Genomic DNA, 20,718 nt, shown 5'->3' with positions numbered 1-20,718 from the left:
AATATGAAAAGCCAAATGGTCTTTGACAAACAAAATGTAAATGAAACCGTATATTCGTAAATAGCAAATTAAAATTTTCCTTATTTTGAACGGACTTTTCAAAATTTACAAAGTTGACGCCGACGAGGCACTGCGCATACAACAATCCAAAAACGAAATACATCAACATGATTTCGAGGAATTGATTATTGGTGTGGCAGGAAAACTCGAACATTTTATCGATTTTAAAACAAAAACCTACACCGCTCCATTTATAAGTTTTGTCACACAGGGCAAAACCCACCGCGTCAAACCTCTTTTGCATAATAATAACATTGAATTTTGGGTCGTTCGATTTAAAAGTGAATTTATCCCCGAAACGACTTTCCAGCTCTACGCCCACTTTCATGAAAATGCGACATTGACCTTCGCCAGCCCCAACTGCTTTGGCCGATTGATCGTCTTGTGTGAGCTAATGCAACAGGAATGCTCACAAAATAGCGTAGACTATGCGGTTATCAAGCAGCTATTGAGCACCATCTTTACCATGATTGAATCTGAACGGAAAAGGCAATTTCCAGACAGCCAACAGCAATTGAAAAATCAGAGTACAACGTTCACAAGCTTTCTCTCTATACTGGAAGAGAACTACCGCCGTCCCGAAGGCGTTAATTTTTACGCGGAGAAGCTTTTTATGTCGACACGAAACCTAAATTTAATTTGTCAGAGCATATTACAACAAAGCGTTTCTGAGATTATCGAAACACGGAAACTTATTGAAGCAAAAAACCTCTTGTTGACAACAACTAAAACGATCTCGGAAATTGGTTTTGAACTCGGCTACCAAGATAAAGCCTACTTTACCAATGTCTTCAAAAAGAAAGCAGGCATGACGCCTTCGGAATTTAGAAATGAAATCCAAAAACTTATTTCCGAATAGCGTACAACAGATTTCCGAATAGTACAACAGATTGACAGGATAATGATACCGCCTAGCTAAGCCCATCCCCTACCTTTGTAATAAAAATTGACGCAGCCACATCATATCAAATGCGTAGAAAGGATTTTATTAAAATTATGGCAACATTACCATTAGCTGGAGTAGCTCATAAAGCAAACTCTTTATATAAATTTTCCGAGGAACTGGAGGCAACGGACAAATTTCCAGTCTTATTTTTAGGACATGGAAGTCCCATGAACGCCATAGAGGACAACGAATTTGTCCGGGGATTCAAAAAAATTGGCCAAACTTTCGAAAAACCGAAGGCGATTCTTGTTGTCTCGGCACACTGGGAAACACGTGGAACATTTGTCACAGCGATGGAGCATCCCGCCACCATTCATGACTTTGGCGGCTTTCCTCAGGCATTATTTGATGTCCAATACCCAGCTCCAGGCAGCCCGGCACTCGCTTTAGAAACACAGCGCATTGTCAGCAAAACAGACGTTCACCTCGACGACAAATGGGGGCTGGACCATGGATCATGGTCTGTCGTCAAACATCTATACCCTGATGCAGACGTTCCTATTATTCAAATGAGCATCGATTACACACAGCCTGCAGCATACCATTATGAGATCGCACAGCAATTAAACGCGCTAAGAAAAAAAGGTGTACTCATTATCGGTAGCGGTAATATGGTGCACAACTTACGGATGGTCGCCTGGGACAAACTCGATACGGCAGGCTATGCGTATGAATGGGCTACTATAGCCAATGAAAAAATGAAGAAATTTATTCAGAATGGCAACCATCAAGCGCTCATAGATTTCAGAAAACAAGGCAAAGAGTTCGACTTGGCAATTCCAACGCCTGAACATTACCTCCCTTTAATCTATACCTTGGGTTTACAGGAGAAAAATGATGAGTTGTTTCTCTTCAACGACAATTCAGTGGCTGGATCGCTGACCATGACTTCTTTGAAAATCGGTTAAGCCTCCAGCATACCTATCAGGAATATCCAACAATACCAGCCCATTCCATTAACCGAGAACAAGGCCAATGGAATGGGCTGGTTGTATACAGGACTCCGCTGAGCCTGGAAATAATCTCGAAATTTCCATGACAAAAAGCGTTAGGATTGCAGCGCTAGGATTGATAAATTTGTTTGAAACAAAAACAACGTACTTGAACTTAACCCATGGCAACAAAACCTGTTATTGAAATTGAATATTGTCCAAAATGCAATTGGATGCTGCGCGCCGCCTATATGGCGCAGGAGGTACTGAGTTCGTTCACGGATGAGATCCATGGAGTGATGCTGGTCCCCAGCGAAATTGCAGGCCGTTATACAGTACGGGTAGCGGATAAGGAGATATTCGATCGAAAAAGAGCCGGTCGATTCCCCGAAATAAAAGAACTCAAACAACTGATCCGTGATCTAGTCGCACCAGATAAATCCTTAGGTCATTCGGACAAATCTCCTTCATCCAACATTTAATTTAGCATAAATCGGATTTTAAAGACTTCTTCTTATTAGCAACTTTGTATAAATTAAATGAACAATCATGACTATTCAACAAGAAGTAGATTTTCAACGTATCGCCAAGGCCATACATTTCTTACAGGAAAACTTTAAGTCTCAACCTACATTGGGTCAGATCGCTTCTCATGTTTACATGAGTGAAGCTCATTTTCAACGCATGTTTACCGCATGGGCAGGTACAAGCCCCAAGAAATTCTTACAGTACGTAAGTATAAATTATGCAAAATCATTGCTTAAGGAAAATAACATTGCTGAAACAACATTCCAGCTTGGCCTTTCCAGCAGCAGTAGACTTCATGAACTATTTATCAACATTGAGGGGATGACTCCGGCTGAATATAAAAATGAAGGCTCCAATTTATTGATTTCCTACGCGTATTATCAGAGCTTATTCGGCACAATGCTAATTGCATCCACCTCAAAAGGTATTTGTCATATTGCCTACGCGGATGATAACATAACAGCTTTTGACGCTCTTCAGCAACGATTTCCGAACGCAACATACCTACAACAGGGGAACAGCATGCATGAGAATGCACTCAGCGCATTAAATCCCCAAGATAAAGATATCCGTCAGGTAAAATTACATTTAAAAGGCACTGATTTTCAATTGAAAGTCTGGGAAGCTTTATTAAAAATCCCTATGGGTAAATTAAGCACTTACGGTGCTATCGCTTCTCAAATCGGAAACCCCAAGGCTTCCCGTGCTGTCGGCACAGCTGTTGGAAGCAATCCGATAGCTTACCTTATCCCCTGTCACCGTGTTATACAAAACAGCGGTATATTTGGTGGTTACCGATGGGATCCAATGCGGAAAACAGCGATGATCGGATGGGAGACTTTGCATACGGCTATTTAGTAAACACACACAATACGATAACATGGAACTTTTCGACAATCTCTTCGATGGCAATAGAAATCTACTCCCTTACGATGGGACTGTCAATTATTATGGTAAAATACTACCTCCACAGGAAGCAAACCACTATTTTGATAGACTCATGGACTCGATCGAATGGGTAAATGACCGTGCCATTATTTTTGGAAACGAAATCGTCACCAAACGAAAAGTGGCTTGGTATGGCGACCAGGCTTTCGAATATAGCTATTCCAACACCACTAAAAGGGCGCTTCCCTGGACAAAGGAACTTCTTGAACTGAAAAAGATTGCCGAACAACAAACACAGGAGACGTATAATTCCTGTCTGTTGAATCTTTATCACAATGGCGACGAAGGAATGGCCTGGCACAGTGACGGTGAAAAAGACCTCAAAAAAAATGGAGCAATTGCTTCTTTAAGCTTTGGTGCTGAACGAAAGTTTGCCTTTAAACATAAAACGAGCAAAGAAAAAATAGACATCATCTTGGGCCATGGAAGTTTATTGGTGATGAAAGGTCTTACACAAACGTATTGGTTGCATCGGCTTCCACCGACAAAAAAGGTGTTCAGTGCACGAATTAATCTGACATTTCGAAGCATCGATCAGCTGTAATCTTACAGCCCCAGGGTAAGGCTTACAGGAATGGACACCTAGTTGTAGGCAGACTTCAACAGCATTCAGTCACCAATCGTGTCAACCTTTTCAAACATAAAGGCTGACACGATCGATCGGGTTATTTAATAACGTCCCAGCTGTTGTCCTTGGCGGTGTAATCCATAAAAATGCCGCCGTCCAAGGTAATATTTTTCACCTTTTTAGTCGAAGTCCAAGTCAGGATTACCTGTTTTTCATTGTGTTGCCAAATTGACGGAGTTTGATGTTTTGTCTCCACCGATCCATCCGTATAGGTAATCAACACATCAAAGGGAATTGCAAATCCCCCGACATTGGTGATCGTCAGTGTATTTTTACCAGCAAGCTGTTTAAAACCATTCACCTTAAGGTCAATGTAATTATTGGTGAAATACCAATTTTTCCAATACCAGTTTAAATTCTGCCCAGCTCCAGCATTGATGCTGTAAAAGAAGTCCCAAGGCGTCGGATGTTTTCCATGCCATAGCTCCATGTAATGGTGTAGTGCTTTTTTAAACAGTTCATCACCCAGGTAATCCCGTAACGCAATATAAGACAATGCGGCCTTGATGTAGGCATTGTTACCATACCCTAAACCACTCAACTGAGAGGTCATGGTAATCAAGGGTTGGTCTTCTTCGGTAGAGGGGTCAAAGATATAGCGCTTTACACGGGCATCTTTGAAAAGTTCTTTATTTTTTTCGGCACCAATCTCCGCATTTCCAATCCAAAATTCCAATGCAGTAGCCCAGCCTTCATCCATATAACCGTATCGCGTCTCATTGATACCCATGTAAAAAGGGAAATAGGTATGTGCAATTTCATGGTCCGCTGTTTGCCTTGCGTCCACAAGATTATCTGGGACACTCGAATCGTTAATCATCATCGGATATTCCATATCTGCAAACCCCTGAACGGCTGTCATTGTTGGGTACGGATAGGTGACACCAGGCCAATTTTTAGAAAACCAGTCAATGCAATATTGCTGCCAACCAATGTATTGTTCAAAATCTGGCGTTCCGGCGACATAGCTTGACTGCACACTCACGCGCTTACTTCCCAAATCTACACTCCCGCCATCCCAGATATAATTGTCACTCACACTGAAACAAAAATCAGGCACATAGGTTGCTTTGAATTTCCACTTATTCCAGGCTTCTTGTGTTGTCACTTTCCCCGCTTTCATTTCGGCATCTGTCGCGATATGTATTGGCGTATCGCTGACTTTTGATTTTTCGAAACGGTCCAGAATAGGTTTCTGCAGTACCTCAGCCGCATTTGTCAATTCACCTGTCGCCCACACAACAAAGTTCTTCGGAACGGATATCTCAAATTGATAATCGTTGAAACCATTGTAGAATTCTTGTCGGCCATTATGTTCCAGAAGATCCCAGCCATTGTAATCGTCGTATACAGACACACGCGGATAAGAGTACGCACAATAAAAGGTGGAAGTATTCAACAACCCTTCACGGTCGCTTTCGACAGATAACGGATATTCCCAGCTAATGTCCAATGTTGCAGTGCTTCCCGGAAGGATTTTCTGCCCAAAATCGCCTAACTTCACCGTTCCCCAGTCCTTGCTGTTTACGTCGTAAACTTGACCATTCAATTTAAACGATTTAATCTTTAGACCCGAAGTCAGGTAGTCGTCCGAAGCGTATGCAGCACGTACCGCATTAGGTTTGTGCACATTGTTAACAAATCGGATAGCCAAGCGTTTCAATGTATCGGGACTATTGTTTGTGTACACAATAGTCTCTGTTCCACTCACCATCTTTGTAGCCGGATCCAATTGCACCCGCACATCATACTTACCAAAATTCTGCCAATAGTTTTTCCCTGGTAGACCCGTTTTGGTACGGGTTCCCTTTTCGATCGCTTGCTGAATATTTCTTGGGGTATACAGTTCTTGCGCATGAGCTACCCCTGTCAATAAAAGCAAAGTCAATCCATAGTTAAATATAGTGCGTCCTATCATATCCTAGTTTAAATAATCAAACTAAGATAAATTTGCTGTGATTTGCAAGTTTAATTCTCCAGCTCCGCAAGAAAAATAAACTTCTTCAACACAATACCACATTTGCATTTGTTCAAAGATCAAAAAAAGACAGGCTCCGAGTACTTGAGAAAACATTTTATTTTTTTTGACGTTTAGTTTTAAGATAGACCCGAATGTATGCATCAACTTTTACGTTTTAACGATTTCTTCCGACATGCTTTTTTAGGAATACTTTTAATTTCAATCCCTACGCTGCTCGCTGCTCAAACCGAGGCAAAAACAGACTCTCTTGCACAGTACAAACATCAGCGTGACTCGGCCATGGCCAGTCAATACGATATATCGGATTTAATCGGAAGAATAATCCATCCCAAACGAAAAAAGGAACACGCGAGTAAACGCTCTCCCATCACCTTAATGCCCAACATTGCCTACAACCCAACCATTGGTGGTCAGATCGGAATCAAGGCTGTCGCCGGGAAAGTACTGGGCGACCCCAAAACAACGACCATGTCGATCGCAGCGACATCCGCCTCAATCACCACAAAAAACATCATGGTCTTCTATATCAGTCATAATATCTTTACCCCCAACAATAAACTAAATTTTCAGGGCGCTTTTGCACTTGTCAAAATGGTCGCTTTAGATGCGGGTTTGGGCATGACTCCCCATGGAAAATGGAACAATGCCGATGAAGAGATCCTTGCCAACCCCGACCATAAGAAATACGGAGCAAAATATAACGCGTTTACATTTAATGAAAAAGTCTATAAACGTATCGCCGACGGACTATTTGTTGGAGCCGGATTGGCGTTTGACTTACGACGAAAAATAACCAGCAGCGGCCCCAATGGCAACATTACGCCCAATACCATCTACACCGAAAAACATGGCTTCGAGCCCGACAGTTATAATTCCAATGGACTATTGCTCAATATGCAATATATGACAAGAGACAATCCCAATAGGCCTTACAAAGGAATCTATTCGGATATCGGTGTGCGATGGAACACAACGCTGTTGGGCAGTAGCAAAAGTGCTGTACAGCTTACCACCGACTTTCGAAAATACTTTAGTCTATCTCAGTCCGACCCCGCTCATGTACTTGCCTTCTGGTATTGGGGCTCCTATAAACTTGGTGGTACACTTCCCTATTTTGATCTCCCAGGAACGGGAAGAGACGTAGCCGTCAGAAGTGGACGGGGTTATACCATTGGTTATTTCAAAGGAATTTCTTTCGGTTATGCCGAAACAGAATACCGCTTCCCAATTTTAAAGAATCGCTTTTTGAGCGGAGCTGCTTTTTTTAACCTACAGACTGCCAGCGACGAACTGGGCACCAAACTTTTTGAAAGGTGGCAACCTGGGGGTGGTGCCGGATTACGGGTGCTCTTTAACAAAGCAACACGTACAAATCTATGTCTGGACTATGCCTTTGGAAAATATGGCTCCCGTGGTTTCTTTTTAGGGCTGAATGAAGCCTTCTAAATCCAGGTTGCGACAGCTTTGTTTGCCATAAAATAACTAAATTAGCCGATGTTGTTGCTCTTTCTATTCACGAAGAGTGACTGAATTGGCATTGACGATACTTCATCATGAATTTAAAAACCTTTTTTCTATACATTGTATTATCATTGGCTCTTGTTTCCTGTCATCAGACAAAGACGCCAAAAACAACGAAAAATGACGTACAAAAGAAAGAACAGGTAGTCCCTCCTGCATCACCACCGCTCCCATCGGATACTTCGAGCTACGATAACCCGCGTTTTGCAGATAGAACTAAAGAACAAACGCAGCAGTTAATGAAAATGAACGATGCCGGCCTCTTCGATAAACTTCATCAGAAGTTAACGACAACACTAAGTGCAGACCAGCAGGATTATTTTCTTGGGCATCCTAACTTGGCTGTTTTAGCGATCGCGAAAGGGAATATCTTCGAAAATGGCTCCGGTGACCTTGGGTATATGCTGTACAACAAAGATAATCATCACATCGAGATCACCTTATTCGATCATAAACGCAATACATACAACACCTTGTATAAAGAGTTAAAAGTTGTCAATACCCTTCAAAATCTGGATTGTTCATCCAGCTTTGGATCGCTCGATTATCTCGTTGCTTCCGAACTGGTTTATCAAGAGGATTATATTCGTTTAAACAATTCAAATTACCTGATTGACGACAATTCCTTTGATGTGACCGATATTTCGACGAACAAAAACTTTGATTTGCAGCAGGGCTGTCTGAACAAAAAATTCTCAAAAGAAGCCATGGCCAACAGTCTTTGTGTGCCGACCAGCTCCGTATATGCGAATTTTCAATGCCTAAAATACAATAAGAAAAAGCAGATTTTTGAAATTTATTTCAGTCAGGAATTTGCAGACTAAGCCGACCAAACCCTAACGATGAAAAGATATTACCTACTTGCTACCCTTGGTTTATGTAGCAAATTATATGCGCAGGAAGTGGATACTACGACTAATCGGCTAGAACAAGTCGAAGTTAAAGCCTACTTCAATAAACAACCGCTATTGCGATTGACATCTTCTGCGGCTGTGTTAAGCAGCCAAATGATCCAATCCCAGCAGTCGCCCTCTTTTGTTTCAGCAATGAACAGGGTGCCGGGTTTACGCATGGAAGAACGTTCCCCTGGGAGTTACCGGCTAGCACTCCGTGGGAGTATGATCCGTTCACCTTTTGGTGTTCGCAATGTCAAAATATATCTGGACGACTTTCCATTTACTGACGCAGGCGGGAACACCTATCTTAACTTGATAGATCCATCCGCAATTGGACAAATAAATATATTGAAAGGTCCAGATGGATCGATCTATGGGGCCAATTCAGGCGGTGTACTCTCCTTTTATAGTAAAGGATTTGATCGATCTGACAAACCTGAAGTCAACCTCCAATTAACGGGGAGCTCCTACGGTCTTTTCCAAGAACAGCTCAATGCAATATTACCCATCAACCGGACTCAGCAACTTGCTATCAATCAAAGTTGGACGAGAAGTGACGGTTATCGCCAGAATTCAGCCTTAAACAAAAAGAATATCCAGCTCAATTACAATTGGCAATATGCAAAAACATCCGAATTGAAATTCACCGGTTTCTATTCGGATCTCGGTTACCAAACTCCGGGAGGGCTCACCGCAGCACAAATGGAGAGCGACCGCAGGCAGGCCCGGCCTAAGGGCGGACCAAATCCTGGTGCTGCTGAACAAAAAGCAGCAATCTACGATAAAACATTCTTTGGTGGACTGAGCAACCAGACGCATCTCAGTTCTAAGATGACCTTATTCGCCAGTGTATTTGGTTCATCCAATCAGATCAAAAATCCCTTCATCACCAATTACGAGAAAAGAGATGAAAAGAATTTAGGAACGCGCCTGTATTTATCTTATGTCGATCTGTTGAGCCAAGATTTAAAATATGAAGTCCAACTGGGCTTGGAAGCGCAAAAGGGCTGGTATGCTATTGACAATTATGACAACGCCCTAGGTGTCGCTACCGATCCTCAGGCCAAGGACAAATTGGAAAATAGTCAGCAATCATTTTTTGCACGCACCCAACTGGAGTGGCTAGAGCGTCTCCAGGTAGAGCTGTCGCTCGGATTAAATGAGAATAAAATTGGCTACCAGCAACGTTTTCCTGTCGCACAAGAAAACAAAGAAAATATTGATTTCGGGAGTACATGGATGCCACGAGCAGCACTATCCTATTTGATCACTCCAATGCTTGCACTTAGAGCATCGATTTCTAAAGGTTTCTCTGCACCAACTGTTGCTGAGGTCCGCTCGTCAGACAATACAATTAATACGATGCTGAAACCAGAAACAGGTACAAACCATGAATTTGGGCTTCGTTGGCATTTGTGGAATCGCCGGATTATTTTAGACGCAGCGGCCTACACGTATCAAATGAACAATGCCATTATCCGACAGGTACGAGATAATGGCGCTGAATATTTTCAAAATGCGGGTAAAATAAACCAAAAGGGATTGGAAGCCTCGCTATTCATGTATTTGATCAGGCCTCAAACAACCGGTATGGTCCGTAGCCTACAGCTGACCAGCAATTTTTCCCTCAATGACTACAGTTTCAAAACCTATCAGGTAGGCGACAAAAACTATAAGGACAATAAACTTCCTGCGGTTCCTAAAACGGTATGGGTAAATTCGTTGAATATATTTTTCCCGAATGAATTCCATCTGGATCTTCTTTCCAATTTAACAGCAGCAATACCACTGGATGACGCAAACACTGTTTATGCCAAACGGTATCATCTTTTACAAGGCAAATTATCCTGGAGCAAATCTGTCTGTTCACGGCATAAAATCAGATTTTTTGTTGGGGCCGACAATCTACTCAATGAAAAATATAGTCTTGGAAACGATATCAATGCTTTTGGAGGACGGTATTTTAATCCTGCCCCTTTACGTAATTATTATGGCGGAATGAGTTTTAATTTTTAACCAAGCATCATGGAATTCCATCAGTATACATTGACCGATATCGATTTCACCAAGGTGAGCCGTTATTCTTATTTTCCTTGGATGGACCTGACACTGGCCCATTTCCAGGTCAATGCGATGGAAATGGAGGTCAATCAGGCAACTTTTCAGGTACTGGAGAATTATACCGATTTTGAAGTGATGATCATCCATACATTGCCCACAACAGCCGTCTTTTGCAGTTGTCCACAAACAGGATTCTGCCGTCATCAAAAAGCGGCTTTAAGTAAACTATTTACACAGGAGAATTGGCTGGCATTTTTTGATCCCAACCGCTATCAGCATCTCCTCAAGAAGGTTGCGGCACAATATGGGATGGAAAAGGAATCGTCTTTAGAAAACTATTTTGCTGCCCAGATCAAAACAGGGAAGCTGGAGTTTCTGTTAAAAGACAAACAACTAACCTCCATTGATGACTTTGATTTAGTGGAGGAATCTCTTGCTCCGAAGGTCAAGACGACAGCCGAACAGCAGCATCATTTTGTGGTGTTAACGCGCAACCGGTATTACAAAAATCTACAAATACTCCTGTGTCGAGCGCCAATGACGAAATCCGGCCTTCCTAAAAACCCGATTTCCGCTAGTGAGAGCCAGTCTCGTATCTGGCAAAGCAGCTCAATTGAGGAAATGCAATTTTACACCGCTGTTTACCAATTTTCCCAAGCTGTGCAACAGGATATCGAAATCAGCTCCAGCCTGAAAGCGGTTGCAAAAAACCCTTTACACCTCGATTTTTATCTGCATGACTATGAAAAATCCGACAATATAACAGCCTCCACCTTATCCCCGGTTCAATTTAACCTAAACAAAGGTGATATTAAGCTCTTTATTACAAAAAAAGGTGCGTTTTATGCCATTCATGGAGAAATTCATATTCATACGATAGCCTACAATTTACAGGATTTAGTTGTTCTTTTGGACCATTTCATTCTCATCAAAAATCAGCTTTTTCTGATTGAAAATAGGTTTCACCTCAAGTTGATCCGTTTGTTTGGCAATAAGGGGGAGCAATTATTGATCCATCAGCGTAAGTTCGAAGAATTCAACAGGTTGTTTTTGGAACAGATAGCACATTCCGTGGAGTTAAATTTTAAAGATATTCCCAAAGCAAGCAAGCCACAGTTGAAGGAAAATCTGTATTATCAGGACATGCAGCCACTTTTGTTTCTGGAGGAATCGGAAGATTTTGTCAACCTTATTCCTGTCATGCGTTATGGTGAGGTCGAAATTCCTATTTTAAGTAAGCGGAATATATTCGGTACAGACAGCAAGGGTACACAATTTTTGGTCGATCGGAAACGTGAAGCTGAAACAAAAGTTATTTCCCTGTTACTGAAACAGCATCCCTATTTTCAGGAGCAAATGGATGCGGGAAGTTTTCAGCATTTTTATTTGCATCGCAAATACTTTCTGGACAGTAACTGGTTTCTGGATGCTTTTGAGGAATGGCAGCATCAGGGTATACAGATCATTGGATTTAATACGTTACATGGAAATAAATTAAGCCGTTTTAAGGGAAAAATACATGTAGAGGTCCTCAGTGGACAAAATTGGTTCAACGCCAATATACAGGTCAAATTTGGTCCCAAAAGTGTCTCCCTAAAAAAACTTGAAAAGGCAGTACGGAACCGCTCGCAATTCATCACCTTGGATGACGGCACCCAGGGCATTTTACCGCAACAGTGGCTCGATAAATTTGAGGCCTATTTTAATGCTGCCGAATCGATCGCTGATGATTTCATTGAAATTCCAAAATACAAATTCAATGAGATCGATCAACTATTTGATCAGGCTGAGTTAGACCCCATCGTGTTGGCGGAGCTCAGCACATTGAGAAAGCAGCTCGCTAATTTTTCTTCGCTATCCGAGGTCCAGCTACCTCCAACTTTTGTCGGAAACTTACGTCCTTATCAGCAACAAGGACTACAATGGCTGCATTTCTTGGATGGGCTTAACTTTGGCGGCTGTCTTGCCGATGACATGGGACTTGGCAAAACGATCCAAATATTAGCCTTTCTGGCTACTCAAAAAGCAAAGGGACAATCTGCACCAACATTACTTGTACTTCCCACGACCTTAATTTTTAATTGGCGGCATGAAATCCAGCAATTCCTTCCATCTTTCCAGACGTTGGTTTTAGATGGTCCAAATAGAATGGAAAAAGGGATGCAGTTTGAACAATATGACCTTGTTTTAATTTCTTATCACAACCTGCTGACGGATATTAATACGCTAAAAAAAATAACCTTCAATTATGTCATATTGGACGAATCGCAGCAAATCAAAAACCCGGATTCCCAGCGATACAAAACGGTAAATTTATTAAAATCAAGAAATCGCATTATTTTAACAGGAACTCCTATCGAGAATAATACGATGGATCTTTATGCCCAGCTTTCCTTTATTGTGCCGGGGCTACTAGGAAGCAAAAAATATTTCAAAGATGTCTATACGACTCCTATTGATGCTTTCCATGACCGCAAGAGAAAAAAAATGCTGAAAGAGAAAATAAAGCCTTTCATTCTCCGTAGAACAAAACAGGATGTATTACGTGATCTTCCTGCAAAAAATGAACTGATCCTTTACTGTGAGATGAAAACTGCCCAACGGCGAATTTATGATCTTTATGAAAAAGAGTTTCGGGATTTTATCTCAGCCAAAGATGGCGATGAAATCAAGAAAAGCCCCATGCATGTCCTAAAAGGTCTAACAAAATTGCGTCAGATATGTAATTCAAGCAAACTTCTCCAAAACGAAGATCTGACTACCGCTGCGGACTCTGCCAAAATCGAAATGCTTATCGAGCAGATTCAGCATAAAAAAGACCAGCACAAAATGATCGTGTTTTCACAGTTTGTCAGTATGCTCAACCTGATTAAAGAGGCTTTGGATAAACAGGGGATTCGCGCGTTGATGCTCACGGGCCAGTCCAAAAATCGAGGTAAATTGGTTAGTGACTTTCAATCCGACAAGGATATCCCCGTTTTTCTGGTTAGTCTAAAAGCCGGTGGTACCGGACTTAATCTTACCGCAGCCGATGTAGTGTACCTGGTAGACCCCTGGTGGAATCCTGCTGTTGAACAACAGGCAATCGACAGGATCTATCGTATGGGGCAACAAAAGACGGTCACCGCTGTTCGATTAATCAGCCCTAACACGGTCGAAGATAAAATTCAGACCTTACAGCAACATAAAAAGGAGATTAGCAACAGTATTCTGGATGAGGGCGGAAGTTTAGATGTCTTTTATCTCGACAAAAGCTATTTAATGAATTTGCTACGATAAACTATTGAAATCAAAAAAGGGGACATCGATCGTACTGTCCCCTTTTTGATATAATTCGTTTTCAGCTGCTCTTTATTTTTTGTCAGAAATGTACGTTTTGTTACCATTTCCGTTGATGTAATATTTGCCACCTTTTGGACCGAGATAGACTGTATGGCCGTTGTATTTTTCACTTGTTGCTTTATCAGTTGTTGCTACGGCATCCTTTTTAACAGCAGTGGCTTGTTTTTCAGATTTAGCGCTTTCTTTTTTTACGGCTTTTTCCTTCGCTTCCATTGGTGCTGCTGGCGGTGTTTTTGTATCAGCCATCTTTTTCGTCTGCGTTGACTTTTCCTTGACTGCAGCTTCCTTCTTCGCTGTAGCTTTCACTGGCGCTGCCTTCGTTTTCGTTTCGGCCTCGTTGGCTTTAGTCTTTACTTCTTTTGCTTTTTGTTCAGACTTTTTGGCTTCTTTTTCCATTTTTTTAGGAGCCGTTTGTGCATAGGATTGTCCCAATCCCACTGCAGCGATCAAAGCTAATGCAGCTGTGATTTTTTTGAAACGATTTATTGCTTTCATAACTCAATTGTTATTTAAATAATTGTAAATAAAAGTACAATACAAATGCCATATTTTTATTTAATTTCTTTAACAAAACATTTTTAACATACTTTTAACTTAGCGAAGGAATTATTCAACAACTTGTTTTCTGAATTTCGAATCAATTATATATTTTACGCCCTTCGCATCGATAAATACAGGCTTTCCATGATAGTACTCATTACTCCTTCGATCAATGGCAACACGATACCGTGTGGATGAATTAGTGGACATGTAGGTTATATTTCCAACAGATTCTCTAGAGCCAACGGTTACTTCCGAACCTTCATATATGCACTCACTCACCCTGCCCGTAAAACGTTGTTTTCCCCTTGGCGTCTTTATTTTCTCCTGCTGCTCGGGCTCTTTATCGATCGGCGCAACATCCAAGGTCATCACATCGACCTGTGGGCTTAAAGGGAAGAACGGATCTACCCACCGATATACAAAATGATAATCATTTTCTAAGTTATTAAAAGCATGCATTTGCTGCGCCCTTACAACACTTATCCCGCCTGCTAAAATCAGCAGTGGCAGCAAGCAACGTCTAAAAAAGATTAATTCAACTCTTAACATATCTTTTTTCCTTTCGTTTAAGTATTCCCAAATAAAATGCCATCTCTCTCTAAAGCACTCATCTTTAACACATTTTTAACTAAAGTAAATTAGTTTGATATTTAACTGTTTTATATTTAACTTTGTACTATGAAAAACGAATCCATGAATCCAGTAAAACCCTTAGTGGATAGTATCATTGCTTTGCGAACGAGCTTAAAACAATACTATATCCAGAAAATAAAGGAACAGCAATTGGATATCACCTATGAAATGTTACAAGTATTGGCAGCACTGTGGAAAAAGGAGCAAATGAATCAGCAAGATATAGCCACAGCAATACAGAAGAACAAAGCAAGTGTCACTCCGCTGATCGATAATCTTTGTAAACGGGATCTGGTTAGACGCGTCAGCGATCCCAATGACAGACGAAATAATTTAATCGAATTAACGGTAAAGGGAGACGAATATAGGACATTATTAGACCCTGTCCAGCAAGACCTCTACTGTGCTATCCTGCAGGAGATATCAGAAAAAAAAGTATTGGAAATTACAGAAACTCTCGAAAAATTGACCGCAATTATTGATAAGCAATCGTATCGGGAGCCTTGATTTTCAGAAAAAAGAAGATAAGTAATTGAGTCATGAGCAATTCAACATTAAGTGAGAAAGAAATAAAACGAAGGCGGAAGATATGGATCATCAACATCCTATCTGCAGTCGTCATTGTGGTTACAATTATCTGGGGTATCTTAGTCTTTTTCCACATCAACGAATCTGTTTATACAGATGATGCCCAGGTAGACGCCCATATTACCCCTATAAATTCGCGTATCAGCGGTTATATCAAAACAATTCGATTTGATGAGCATCAAAAAGTTCACAAAGGCGATACACTCGTCATTATTGATGATGCTGAGTACAGAATTTTATTACAAAATGCACAAGCCACTCTTGCCGATGCCAAAGCAAGTAAAACAATATCGCAATCTGGAATTGCCATTGCCGGCAATAGTACTGCGATAGCAAATGCCAATATCGATGAGATGAGAGCCCGGCTAGATAATATGGAATTGAATTATAGGCGTTACGAGAGTCTGGTGAAAGATGAGGCAGTAACGCAATATCAATTCGATCAGGTAAAAGCAGATTATGAGGCCATGTTAGCCAAATATAAGGCACTTTTGGCGCAAGAGCGTGTATCGAAACTTAACACACATGAGTCTGAACAGAAGCTGTCAATCAATGATGCCTCATTACTAAAGGCAGAATCCGCGATTGATCTAGCCAAGTTAAACCTTTCGTATACGGTGATCACTGCACCGTACGACGGTGTATTGGGACGGCGGACGATAGAAGAGGGCCAATTGGTGCAAAACGGTACGCCATTGGTCAATATTGTACGTGATGAGCAGAAATGGATTACCGCAAATTATACCGAAAGTCAACTAAAAAATATTGCCCTCGGGGCAAAAGTCAACATTGAAATTGATGCATTGGCCGGGAAGACATTTGAAGGTGAAGTGGCGGCCATATCCGAAGCAACAGGATCTAAGTATTCTGCTGTTCCGGTTGACAATTCTACGGGGAACTTTGTTAAGGTACAACAGCGCATTCCGGTTAGAATTAATTTTACAGCATCCAATACCCCAAAAGATCTCGCCATGCTTCGCGTAGGTATGAATGCTATCATACGTATTAAATAATCATGAAAGATCGCATATTCAGAGATTGGTTGAGTTCAGGTTGGGAATTGTTCTTTCTGTTTGTACTCAATATTTTATTTTCGTTCAATAATGGAATCCCAACATCCATTAACACGTATGTCATGAATGGATACGCCGGTACTACCGCAGATCTGAGTATGGCTACATATTGTTATTATGCGGGAATGGTATGTGCCATACCACTGGTATTTAGGTTGTTGAAATTATTTTCCAAAAAGACGATATTAATTGTATCTATCTTCATTATCCTCGCTTCCAATGCGGTTTTGGAACATGCCAATAATGGTGTCAACATCTGTATGGCCACATTTTTTATTGGGAGTGCCAAGATTATTGTCACGATGGCTATCATTGGGGAAATGATCCCTTTTCTCATGCCACGTGGAGAACGGTATCAATTATATGCAGTCTACTACCCCATGACAATGATCATTCCTGCCTTGGCAAGTTATGTATCTGTTCTATTTGCAACACGTTTCTATTGGGAAACTGTCTTTTTATTTCAAAATATACTACTTGCAGTAGCGTTGTTAATCTGCATCATCTTTATGAAATCGTCAGATTTTAAAAAGGTACCGCTGTATCAATATGACTGGTTTGGAAGTATTTTACTTTGCATTTCATTATTGAATTTCGCCTATTTCAGCACATATGGTCTGACACAAAATTGGTTTCATTCCAGGTTTATTTTGGTCACCGGAATCGCATCGCTCTGTTTTTTTATACTTTTTATAAATAGAAGTGTACTAATCCGAAAATCACTCTTAAATTTTGAAGCCTTTTCAACACGGATTCTGCCTATCTCCATTGGAATAATTTTTATTTTCGGCATCTTTTATAGCTCGACCTCGCTGTACTCCTCTCTTTTGGGAATTACGCTTGGTACAAACCCCTTGGAAGTCGCCGAAATAAATACCTATGTAATTCCTGGTTATATGATTGGCGCTGTAATCGCTTATATATATTTCAAATTAACAAAAAAATGCAAGTTCATTTTGGCATTCTCCGCAGCGTGTTATGCCCTATCTTGCTTTTTCTTTGCAAGGATTATCGACCAACAAACAAACACGGCTTTGTTCTATCTCCCTTTGACATTAAGAGGAATGGGCGTGATCACTTCCTACATAGGAATAGGCGTATATATGGCCGGTAATATTCCCAGCAAATATTACCTCTCGGGGTTAGTATTTTTGATTCTTACACGTTCATTTTTGGTGCCTGTAGTCTGGTCAAACATCATTGCCAATTGGTATTACCACCTACAGATCCTTCATGCCAATAATCTTGCTGGTATAATCGATCGAACAAATAGCTTGGTGCTACAAAGAGGAAATATAATGAAATCGGTCCAAGTTCAAGCCTCGCTACTATCCTTACGCGACGCCTACTCCGGGCTATTTATTATCGGGGTAATCCTAACGTTATTCATCTTAATCTTCCCTTTTCATTCTTCTCCTATGCGAAGAGTTTTCGACTGGAAGAGAAAAAATGCAACGAAAGAAGCTTTGCAAATTCCTATTTCTTAGTTAACTGATATAAATTTCGGTAATATACTTGAATACGATACGCTCAGCGATTGCGTACTTATCGAAAAGTGTACGGAGATCGTCATAGAGCGTTTTGTTTTCAGCCTGCTCTTTGGGAAAATAGGATGATGAACGTACTCTTCCCAAAAACGACCGAAGGTCCAATATCTGTTGATTTGGTAAGGTTACCTTGGTCATTGAACGTGATCCAAAAAATTGTTTGAGATCATCATCACTGATATTTTTGTGACTCACAGATTGATAACTTGGTATATGACTGAGCAGAAAATCTTCGTACTCCTGTTGAAAAGCGTCGCTGGGATCACGCTGGTTCCAGACGAGAACAATACGTCCATTTTCTGTGAGAATGCGAGCGAACTCCCTTTTACATGCTTCCCGGTCAAACCAATGAAACGATTGCCCTGCAAAAATGAGATCTACACATCCAGATTCAATCGATGTATTTTCGGCAGTCGCATTCAGTGCGATTAAATTCCGATAGGTTTTAAAATGATGCAGTAAAGATTCACGCATTTCCCGATTGGGTTCAACAGCAAAAACGTCATTCCCATTTTCGAGAAAAAGTTGCGTAGATAGCCCTGTACCACTACCGATATCGGCAACCAACCACTTTTTATCCAGCCCTATTTGTTCTTTAAGCAACTGAATAATCTCTTTTGGGTAACAAGGTCTAAATTTCTCGTAATCGACAACCCTGTTTGTGAATCTATCAATACTGTTTTTGTTCATACTAAGAATTGCTGTAACTAGTCGATTATACCTTCATCTTTAAAACTATAATATCCGTTATCGGTAAAGATTAAATGATCGGCAACTCTAATATCCATAATTTTAGAGGCTTCAACAATTTTTTGCGTCAGAATTTTGTCAGCATTGCTTGGATACAAGGTGCCCGAGGGATGGTTATGAACTAATATAATTGCATGTGCTTTAAGGCTAAGTGCAGATCGTAATATAATCCGGACATCGACTGGCGTAAAATCATTACCCCCCCGTCCAATCAGTTGTTTGTCTAATATTTTATACCCTGTATTGAGATACAGCGTCCAAAACTCTTCATGGGGCAGATCCTGAAGTATGGGTTTCATAAAGTTGTAAACGAAGCGGCTGCTATTTACGAGCTTACGTTCTTCTGCGGGGAGGTCGTTTTTGCGGCGTGCGAGCTCCAATGCGGCAAGAATAGCGATGGCTTTTGCCTCGCCTATCCCTTTATACATGCTCAGTTCTGAAACCTCCATCATCGAAAGCGTCTGCAGGTTGTTATTGACATCGGCCAATATGCGCCGGCATAATTCAACAGCACTTTCATTTTTGGAACCAGATCCGATCAAGATAGCCAGTAATTCGGCGTCGGTAAGTGCCCTACGGCCCTGGCTCAATAGTTTCTCTCTCGGACGATCGGCCTCTGCCCACTCCCGAATGACTAGTTTGTACGGATTTGACATATACAGTTAATTATAATTGGCTAGCGTACATAAATATACAAAAATACGGTTACTTAATATCCTGAGAAATACACAATCTATCAATTAAAAAAAATTGGCAATGGGGATTTACTTCACATTTCACTCTGAAACGTTATCTTTGTATTTCATAAAAATTTTTGAATATGAGTAAAGCGATTATTAAAACAGAAAAAGGCGACATGACTGTGGAGTTCTACACAGCTGATGCTCCAAATACAGTAGCCAATTTTATCAAACTTGCTAAATCAGGATATTATGATGGATTGGCATTTCACCGTGTGATCCCTGATTTCGTTATCCAAGGTGGATGTCCAAATTCACGTGAAGGAGCTGCAGGAATCCCTGGAACAGGTGGCCCTGGTTATAAAATTGACTGTGAATTAACAGGCGAAAACCAATACCACGATAGAGGTGTATTGTCTATGGCTCATGCAGGCCGTAATACTGGTGGTTCTCAATTTTTCATCTGTCATAGCCGTAACAACACTGCTCACTTAGATCGTAACCATACTTGTTTTGGAAAAGTTATCGAAAACGTAGACATTGTTGACGATATCAGACAAGGTGACCGTATTTTATCAATTGAAGTTATCGAAGATTAATTCTTGGAGATTTAAATCGTATTAAAATGAATTTAAGAGCATTAGTATCCGTAACTGGTAAACCAGGATTGTTCAAATTGGTTGGACAAAATAAAGGTGGTTTTATTTTAGAAACCCTTGATCAGGCAAAAATCAAAACTGTAGTAAGTTTATCTTCTACAAAAATGGCGACTTTGGAAGATATCACCATCTATGGTGAAGAAGAAGAAATTCGTCTATTGAATATTTTTGAAACAATCAAAGAGAAAGGCATCGCTCTGCCAGATACAAAATCTGATGGCGCAACATTAAGAGATTTCTTCCGTGAAGTAGCTCCTGGCCATGATGAATCACGTGTTTATTCTTCGGATATTAAAAAGGTAATCACATGGTATAACATTATCAAGGAATTCCCTTTATTTGAAGAAGAAGCACCTGCTCCTTTAATGTAAACTTTTACATATATTCCAAATAAAAAAGGAG

19 protein-coding genes are annotated in these 20,718 nt (G+C 40.8%); 14 read left to right on the top strand and 5 right to left on the bottom strand.

Features of this window, described 5'->3' with window-relative positions; translation table 11 throughout:
* The first annotated feature begins 85 nt into the window (after positions 1–85).
* From OK025_RS13110 to OK025_RS13090, 5 genes are all read left to right on the top strand, one after another.
* The gene (locus OK025_RS13110; RefSeq protein ID WP_317664323.1) at positions 86–919 is read left to right on the top strand and encodes a helix-turn-helix transcriptional regulator; all 834 of its coding nucleotides are present in this window, start codon (positions 86–88) and stop codon (positions 917–919) included.
* A gap of 137 nt (positions 920–1,056) precedes the next feature.
* Entirely contained in the window at positions 1,057–1,914 is an 858-nt protein-coding gene (gene ygiD, locus OK025_RS13105; RefSeq protein WP_286883755.1) for a 4,5-DOPA dioxygenase extradiol, read from the top strand.
* A 206-nt stretch (positions 1,915–2,120) separates the two neighbouring features.
* The gene (locus tag OK025_RS13100) at positions 2,121–2,420 is read left to right on the top strand and encodes a SelT/SelW/SelH family protein (protein WP_120333397.1); all 300 of its coding nucleotides are present in this window, start codon (positions 2,121–2,123) and stop codon (positions 2,418–2,420) included.
* A 67-nt stretch (positions 2,421–2,487) separates the two neighbouring features.
* Positions 2,488–3,324: a methylated-DNA--[protein]-cysteine S-methyltransferase gene (locus OK025_RS13095; protein ID WP_317664322.1), complete on the top strand. Its 837-nt coding sequence runs from the start codon at positions 2,488–2,490 to the stop codon at positions 3,322–3,324.
* Positions 3,325–3,346: 22 nt separating this feature from the next.
* Entirely contained in the window at positions 3,347–3,958 is a 612-nt protein-coding gene (locus OK025_RS13090) for an alpha-ketoglutarate-dependent dioxygenase AlkB family protein (RefSeq protein WP_286732882.1), read from the top strand.
* A gap of 121 nt (positions 3,959–4,079) precedes the next feature.
* Here OK025_RS13090 and OK025_RS13085 read toward each other — a convergent pair whose 3' ends face one another.
* Positions 4,080–5,960, bottom strand: a complete 1,881-nt coding sequence (locus OK025_RS13085; protein ID WP_317664319.1) for a M1 family metallopeptidase — start codon at positions 5,958–5,960, stop codon at positions 4,080–4,082.
* Between the two features lie 198 nt (positions 5,961–6,158).
* On the opposite strand from OK025_RS13085, the gene OK025_RS13080 reads away from it, so the two are divergent.
* From OK025_RS13080 to OK025_RS13065, 4 genes are all read left to right on the top strand, one after another.
* Complete coding sequence (locus OK025_RS13080; protein WP_317664317.1) at positions 6,159–7,469, top strand: BamA/TamA family outer membrane protein; 1,311 nt, start codon at positions 6,159–6,161, stop codon at positions 7,467–7,469.
* A 107-nt stretch (positions 7,470–7,576) separates the two neighbouring features.
* Positions 7,577–8,368, top strand: a complete 792-nt coding sequence (locus tag OK025_RS13075; RefSeq protein WP_317664315.1) for a hypothetical protein — start codon at positions 7,577–7,579, stop codon at positions 8,366–8,368.
* An 18-nt stretch (positions 8,369–8,386) separates the two neighbouring features.
* The gene (locus OK025_RS13070) at positions 8,387–10,456 is read left to right on the top strand and encodes a TonB-dependent receptor (protein WP_317664313.1); all 2,070 of its coding nucleotides are present in this window, start codon (positions 8,387–8,389) and stop codon (positions 10,454–10,456) included.
* Between the two features lie 9 nt (positions 10,457–10,465).
* Positions 10,466–13,780: a DEAD/DEAH box helicase gene (locus OK025_RS13065; RefSeq protein ID WP_317664312.1), complete on the top strand. Its 3,315-nt coding sequence runs from the start codon at positions 10,466–10,468 to the stop codon at positions 13,778–13,780.
* A gap of 72 nt (positions 13,781–13,852) precedes the next feature.
* Here the strand turns inward: OK025_RS13065 and OK025_RS13060 are convergent, their stop codons facing one another.
* Both OK025_RS13060 and OK025_RS13055 read right to left on the bottom strand, forming a co-directional pair.
* Positions 13,853–14,338: a hypothetical protein gene (locus tag OK025_RS13060; protein WP_317664310.1), complete on the bottom strand. Its 486-nt coding sequence runs from the start codon at positions 14,336–14,338 to the stop codon at positions 13,853–13,855.
* A gap of 111 nt (positions 14,339–14,449) precedes the next feature.
* Complete coding sequence (locus OK025_RS13055) at positions 14,450–14,935, bottom strand: hypothetical protein (protein WP_317664308.1); 486 nt, start codon at positions 14,933–14,935, stop codon at positions 14,450–14,452.
* A 129-nt stretch (positions 14,936–15,064) separates the two neighbouring features.
* Here OK025_RS13055 and OK025_RS13050 point away from each other — a divergent pair, with 129 nt between their 5' ends.
* Genes OK025_RS13050 through OK025_RS13040 form a run of 3 tightly spaced genes read left to right on the top strand, consistent with a single transcriptional unit; the run spans position 15,065 to position 18,167 of the window.
* Positions 15,065–15,526: a MarR family winged helix-turn-helix transcriptional regulator gene (locus OK025_RS13050; RefSeq protein WP_317664306.1), complete on the top strand. Its 462-nt coding sequence runs from the start codon at positions 15,065–15,067 to the stop codon at positions 15,524–15,526.
* Between the two features lie 32 nt (positions 15,527–15,558).
* A complete protein-coding gene (locus OK025_RS13045; protein ID WP_075993967.1) occupies positions 15,559–16,620 on the top strand; it encodes an HlyD family secretion protein in 1,062 nt (353 codons plus the stop codon).
* A gap of 2 nt (positions 16,621–16,622) precedes the next feature.
* Positions 16,623–18,167 carry an MFS transporter gene (locus tag OK025_RS13040; RefSeq protein ID WP_317664304.1) on the top strand — a complete coding sequence of 515 codons (1,545 nt, stop codon included), beginning with the start codon at positions 16,623–16,625 and terminating at the stop codon, positions 18,165–18,167.
* On the opposite strand, the gene OK025_RS13035 is transcribed toward OK025_RS13040, so the two are convergent.
* Together OK025_RS13035 and radC are read right to left on the bottom strand one after the other, a co-directional pair.
* Complete coding sequence (locus OK025_RS13035) at positions 18,168–18,917, bottom strand: class I SAM-dependent methyltransferase (RefSeq protein ID WP_317664302.1); 750 nt, start codon at positions 18,915–18,917, stop codon at positions 18,168–18,170. It lies immediately after the preceding gene.
* Positions 18,918–18,934: 17 nt separating this feature from the next.
* A complete protein-coding gene (gene radC, locus OK025_RS13030) occupies positions 18,935–19,633 on the bottom strand; it encodes a RadC family protein (RefSeq protein WP_120333384.1) in 699 nt (232 codons plus the stop codon).
* A 164-nt stretch (positions 19,634–19,797) separates the two neighbouring features.
* Here radC and OK025_RS13025 point away from each other — a divergent pair, with 164 nt between their 5' ends.
* Positions 19,798–20,256: a peptidylprolyl isomerase gene (locus tag OK025_RS13025; RefSeq protein WP_046671802.1), complete on the top strand. Its 459-nt coding sequence runs from the start codon at positions 19,798–19,800 to the stop codon at positions 20,254–20,256.
* Between the two features lie 26 nt (positions 20,257–20,282).
* Positions 20,283–20,687, top strand: coding sequence for a DUF5606 domain-containing protein (locus tag OK025_RS13020; protein ID WP_075993972.1), 405 nt, complete (start codon positions 20,283–20,285; stop codon positions 20,685–20,687).
* Positions 20,688–20,718: the final 31 nt, after the last annotated feature.

Origin of the sequence: Sphingobacterium sp. UGAL515B_05, from assembly GCF_033097525.1 — a bacterium.
Classification (GTDB): domain Bacteria; phylum Bacteroidota; class Bacteroidia; order Sphingobacteriales; family Sphingobacteriaceae; genus Sphingobacterium.
This window is presented reverse-complemented; position numbering and strand designations above follow the sequence as displayed.

Coding starts and splice junctions, on each gene's coding strand:
- ygiD (WP_286883755.1), top strand. CDS start 1,057: ATGGCAACATTACCATTAGCTGGAGTAGCTCATAAAGCAAACTCTTTA.
- OK025_RS13100 (WP_120333397.1), top strand. CDS start 2,121: ATGGCAACAAAACCTGTTATTGAAATTGAATATTGTCCAAAATGCAAT.
- OK025_RS13095 (WP_317664322.1), top strand. CDS start 2,488: ATGACTATTCAACAAGAAGTAGATTTTCAACGTATCGCCAAGGCCATA.
- OK025_RS13090 (WP_286732882.1), top strand. CDS start 3,347: ATGGAACTTTTCGACAATCTCTTCGATGGCAATAGAAATCTACTCCCT.
- OK025_RS13085 (WP_317664319.1), bottom strand. CDS start 5,960: ATGATAGGACGCACTATATTTAACTATGGATTGACTTTGCTTTTATTG.
- OK025_RS13080 (WP_317664317.1), top strand. CDS start 6,159: ATGCATCAACTTTTACGTTTTAACGATTTCTTCCGACATGCTTTTTTA.
- OK025_RS13075 (WP_317664315.1), top strand. CDS start 7,577: ATGAATTTAAAAACCTTTTTTCTATACATTGTATTATCATTGGCTCTT.
- OK025_RS13070 (WP_317664313.1), top strand. CDS start 8,387: ATGAAAAGATATTACCTACTTGCTACCCTTGGTTTATGTAGCAAATTA.
- OK025_RS13065 (WP_317664312.1), top strand. CDS start 10,466: ATGGAATTCCATCAGTATACATTGACCGATATCGATTTCACCAAGGTG.
- OK025_RS13060 (WP_317664310.1), bottom strand. CDS start 14,338: ATGAAAGCAATAAATCGTTTCAAAAAAATCACAGCTGCATTAGCTTTG.
- OK025_RS13055 (WP_317664308.1), bottom strand. CDS start 14,935: ATGTTAAGAGTTGAATTAATCTTTTTTAGACGTTGCTTGCTGCCACTG.
- OK025_RS13050 (WP_317664306.1), top strand. CDS start 15,065: ATGAAAAACGAATCCATGAATCCAGTAAAACCCTTAGTGGATAGTATC.
- OK025_RS13045 (WP_075993967.1), top strand. CDS start 15,559: ATGAGCAATTCAACATTAAGTGAGAAAGAAATAAAACGAAGGCGGAAG.
- OK025_RS13040 (WP_317664304.1), top strand. CDS start 16,623: ATGAAAGATCGCATATTCAGAGATTGGTTGAGTTCAGGTTGGGAATTG.
- OK025_RS13035 (WP_317664302.1), bottom strand. CDS start 18,917: ATGAACAAAAACAGTATTGATAGATTCACAAACAGGGTTGTCGATTAC.
- radC (WP_120333384.1), bottom strand. CDS start 19,633: ATGTCAAATCCGTACAAACTAGTCATTCGGGAGTGGGCAGAGGCCGAT.
- OK025_RS13025 (WP_046671802.1), top strand. CDS start 19,798: ATGAGTAAAGCGATTATTAAAACAGAAAAAGGCGACATGACTGTGGAG.
- OK025_RS13020 (WP_075993972.1), top strand. CDS start 20,283: ATGAATTTAAGAGCATTAGTATCCGTAACTGGTAAACCAGGATTGTTC.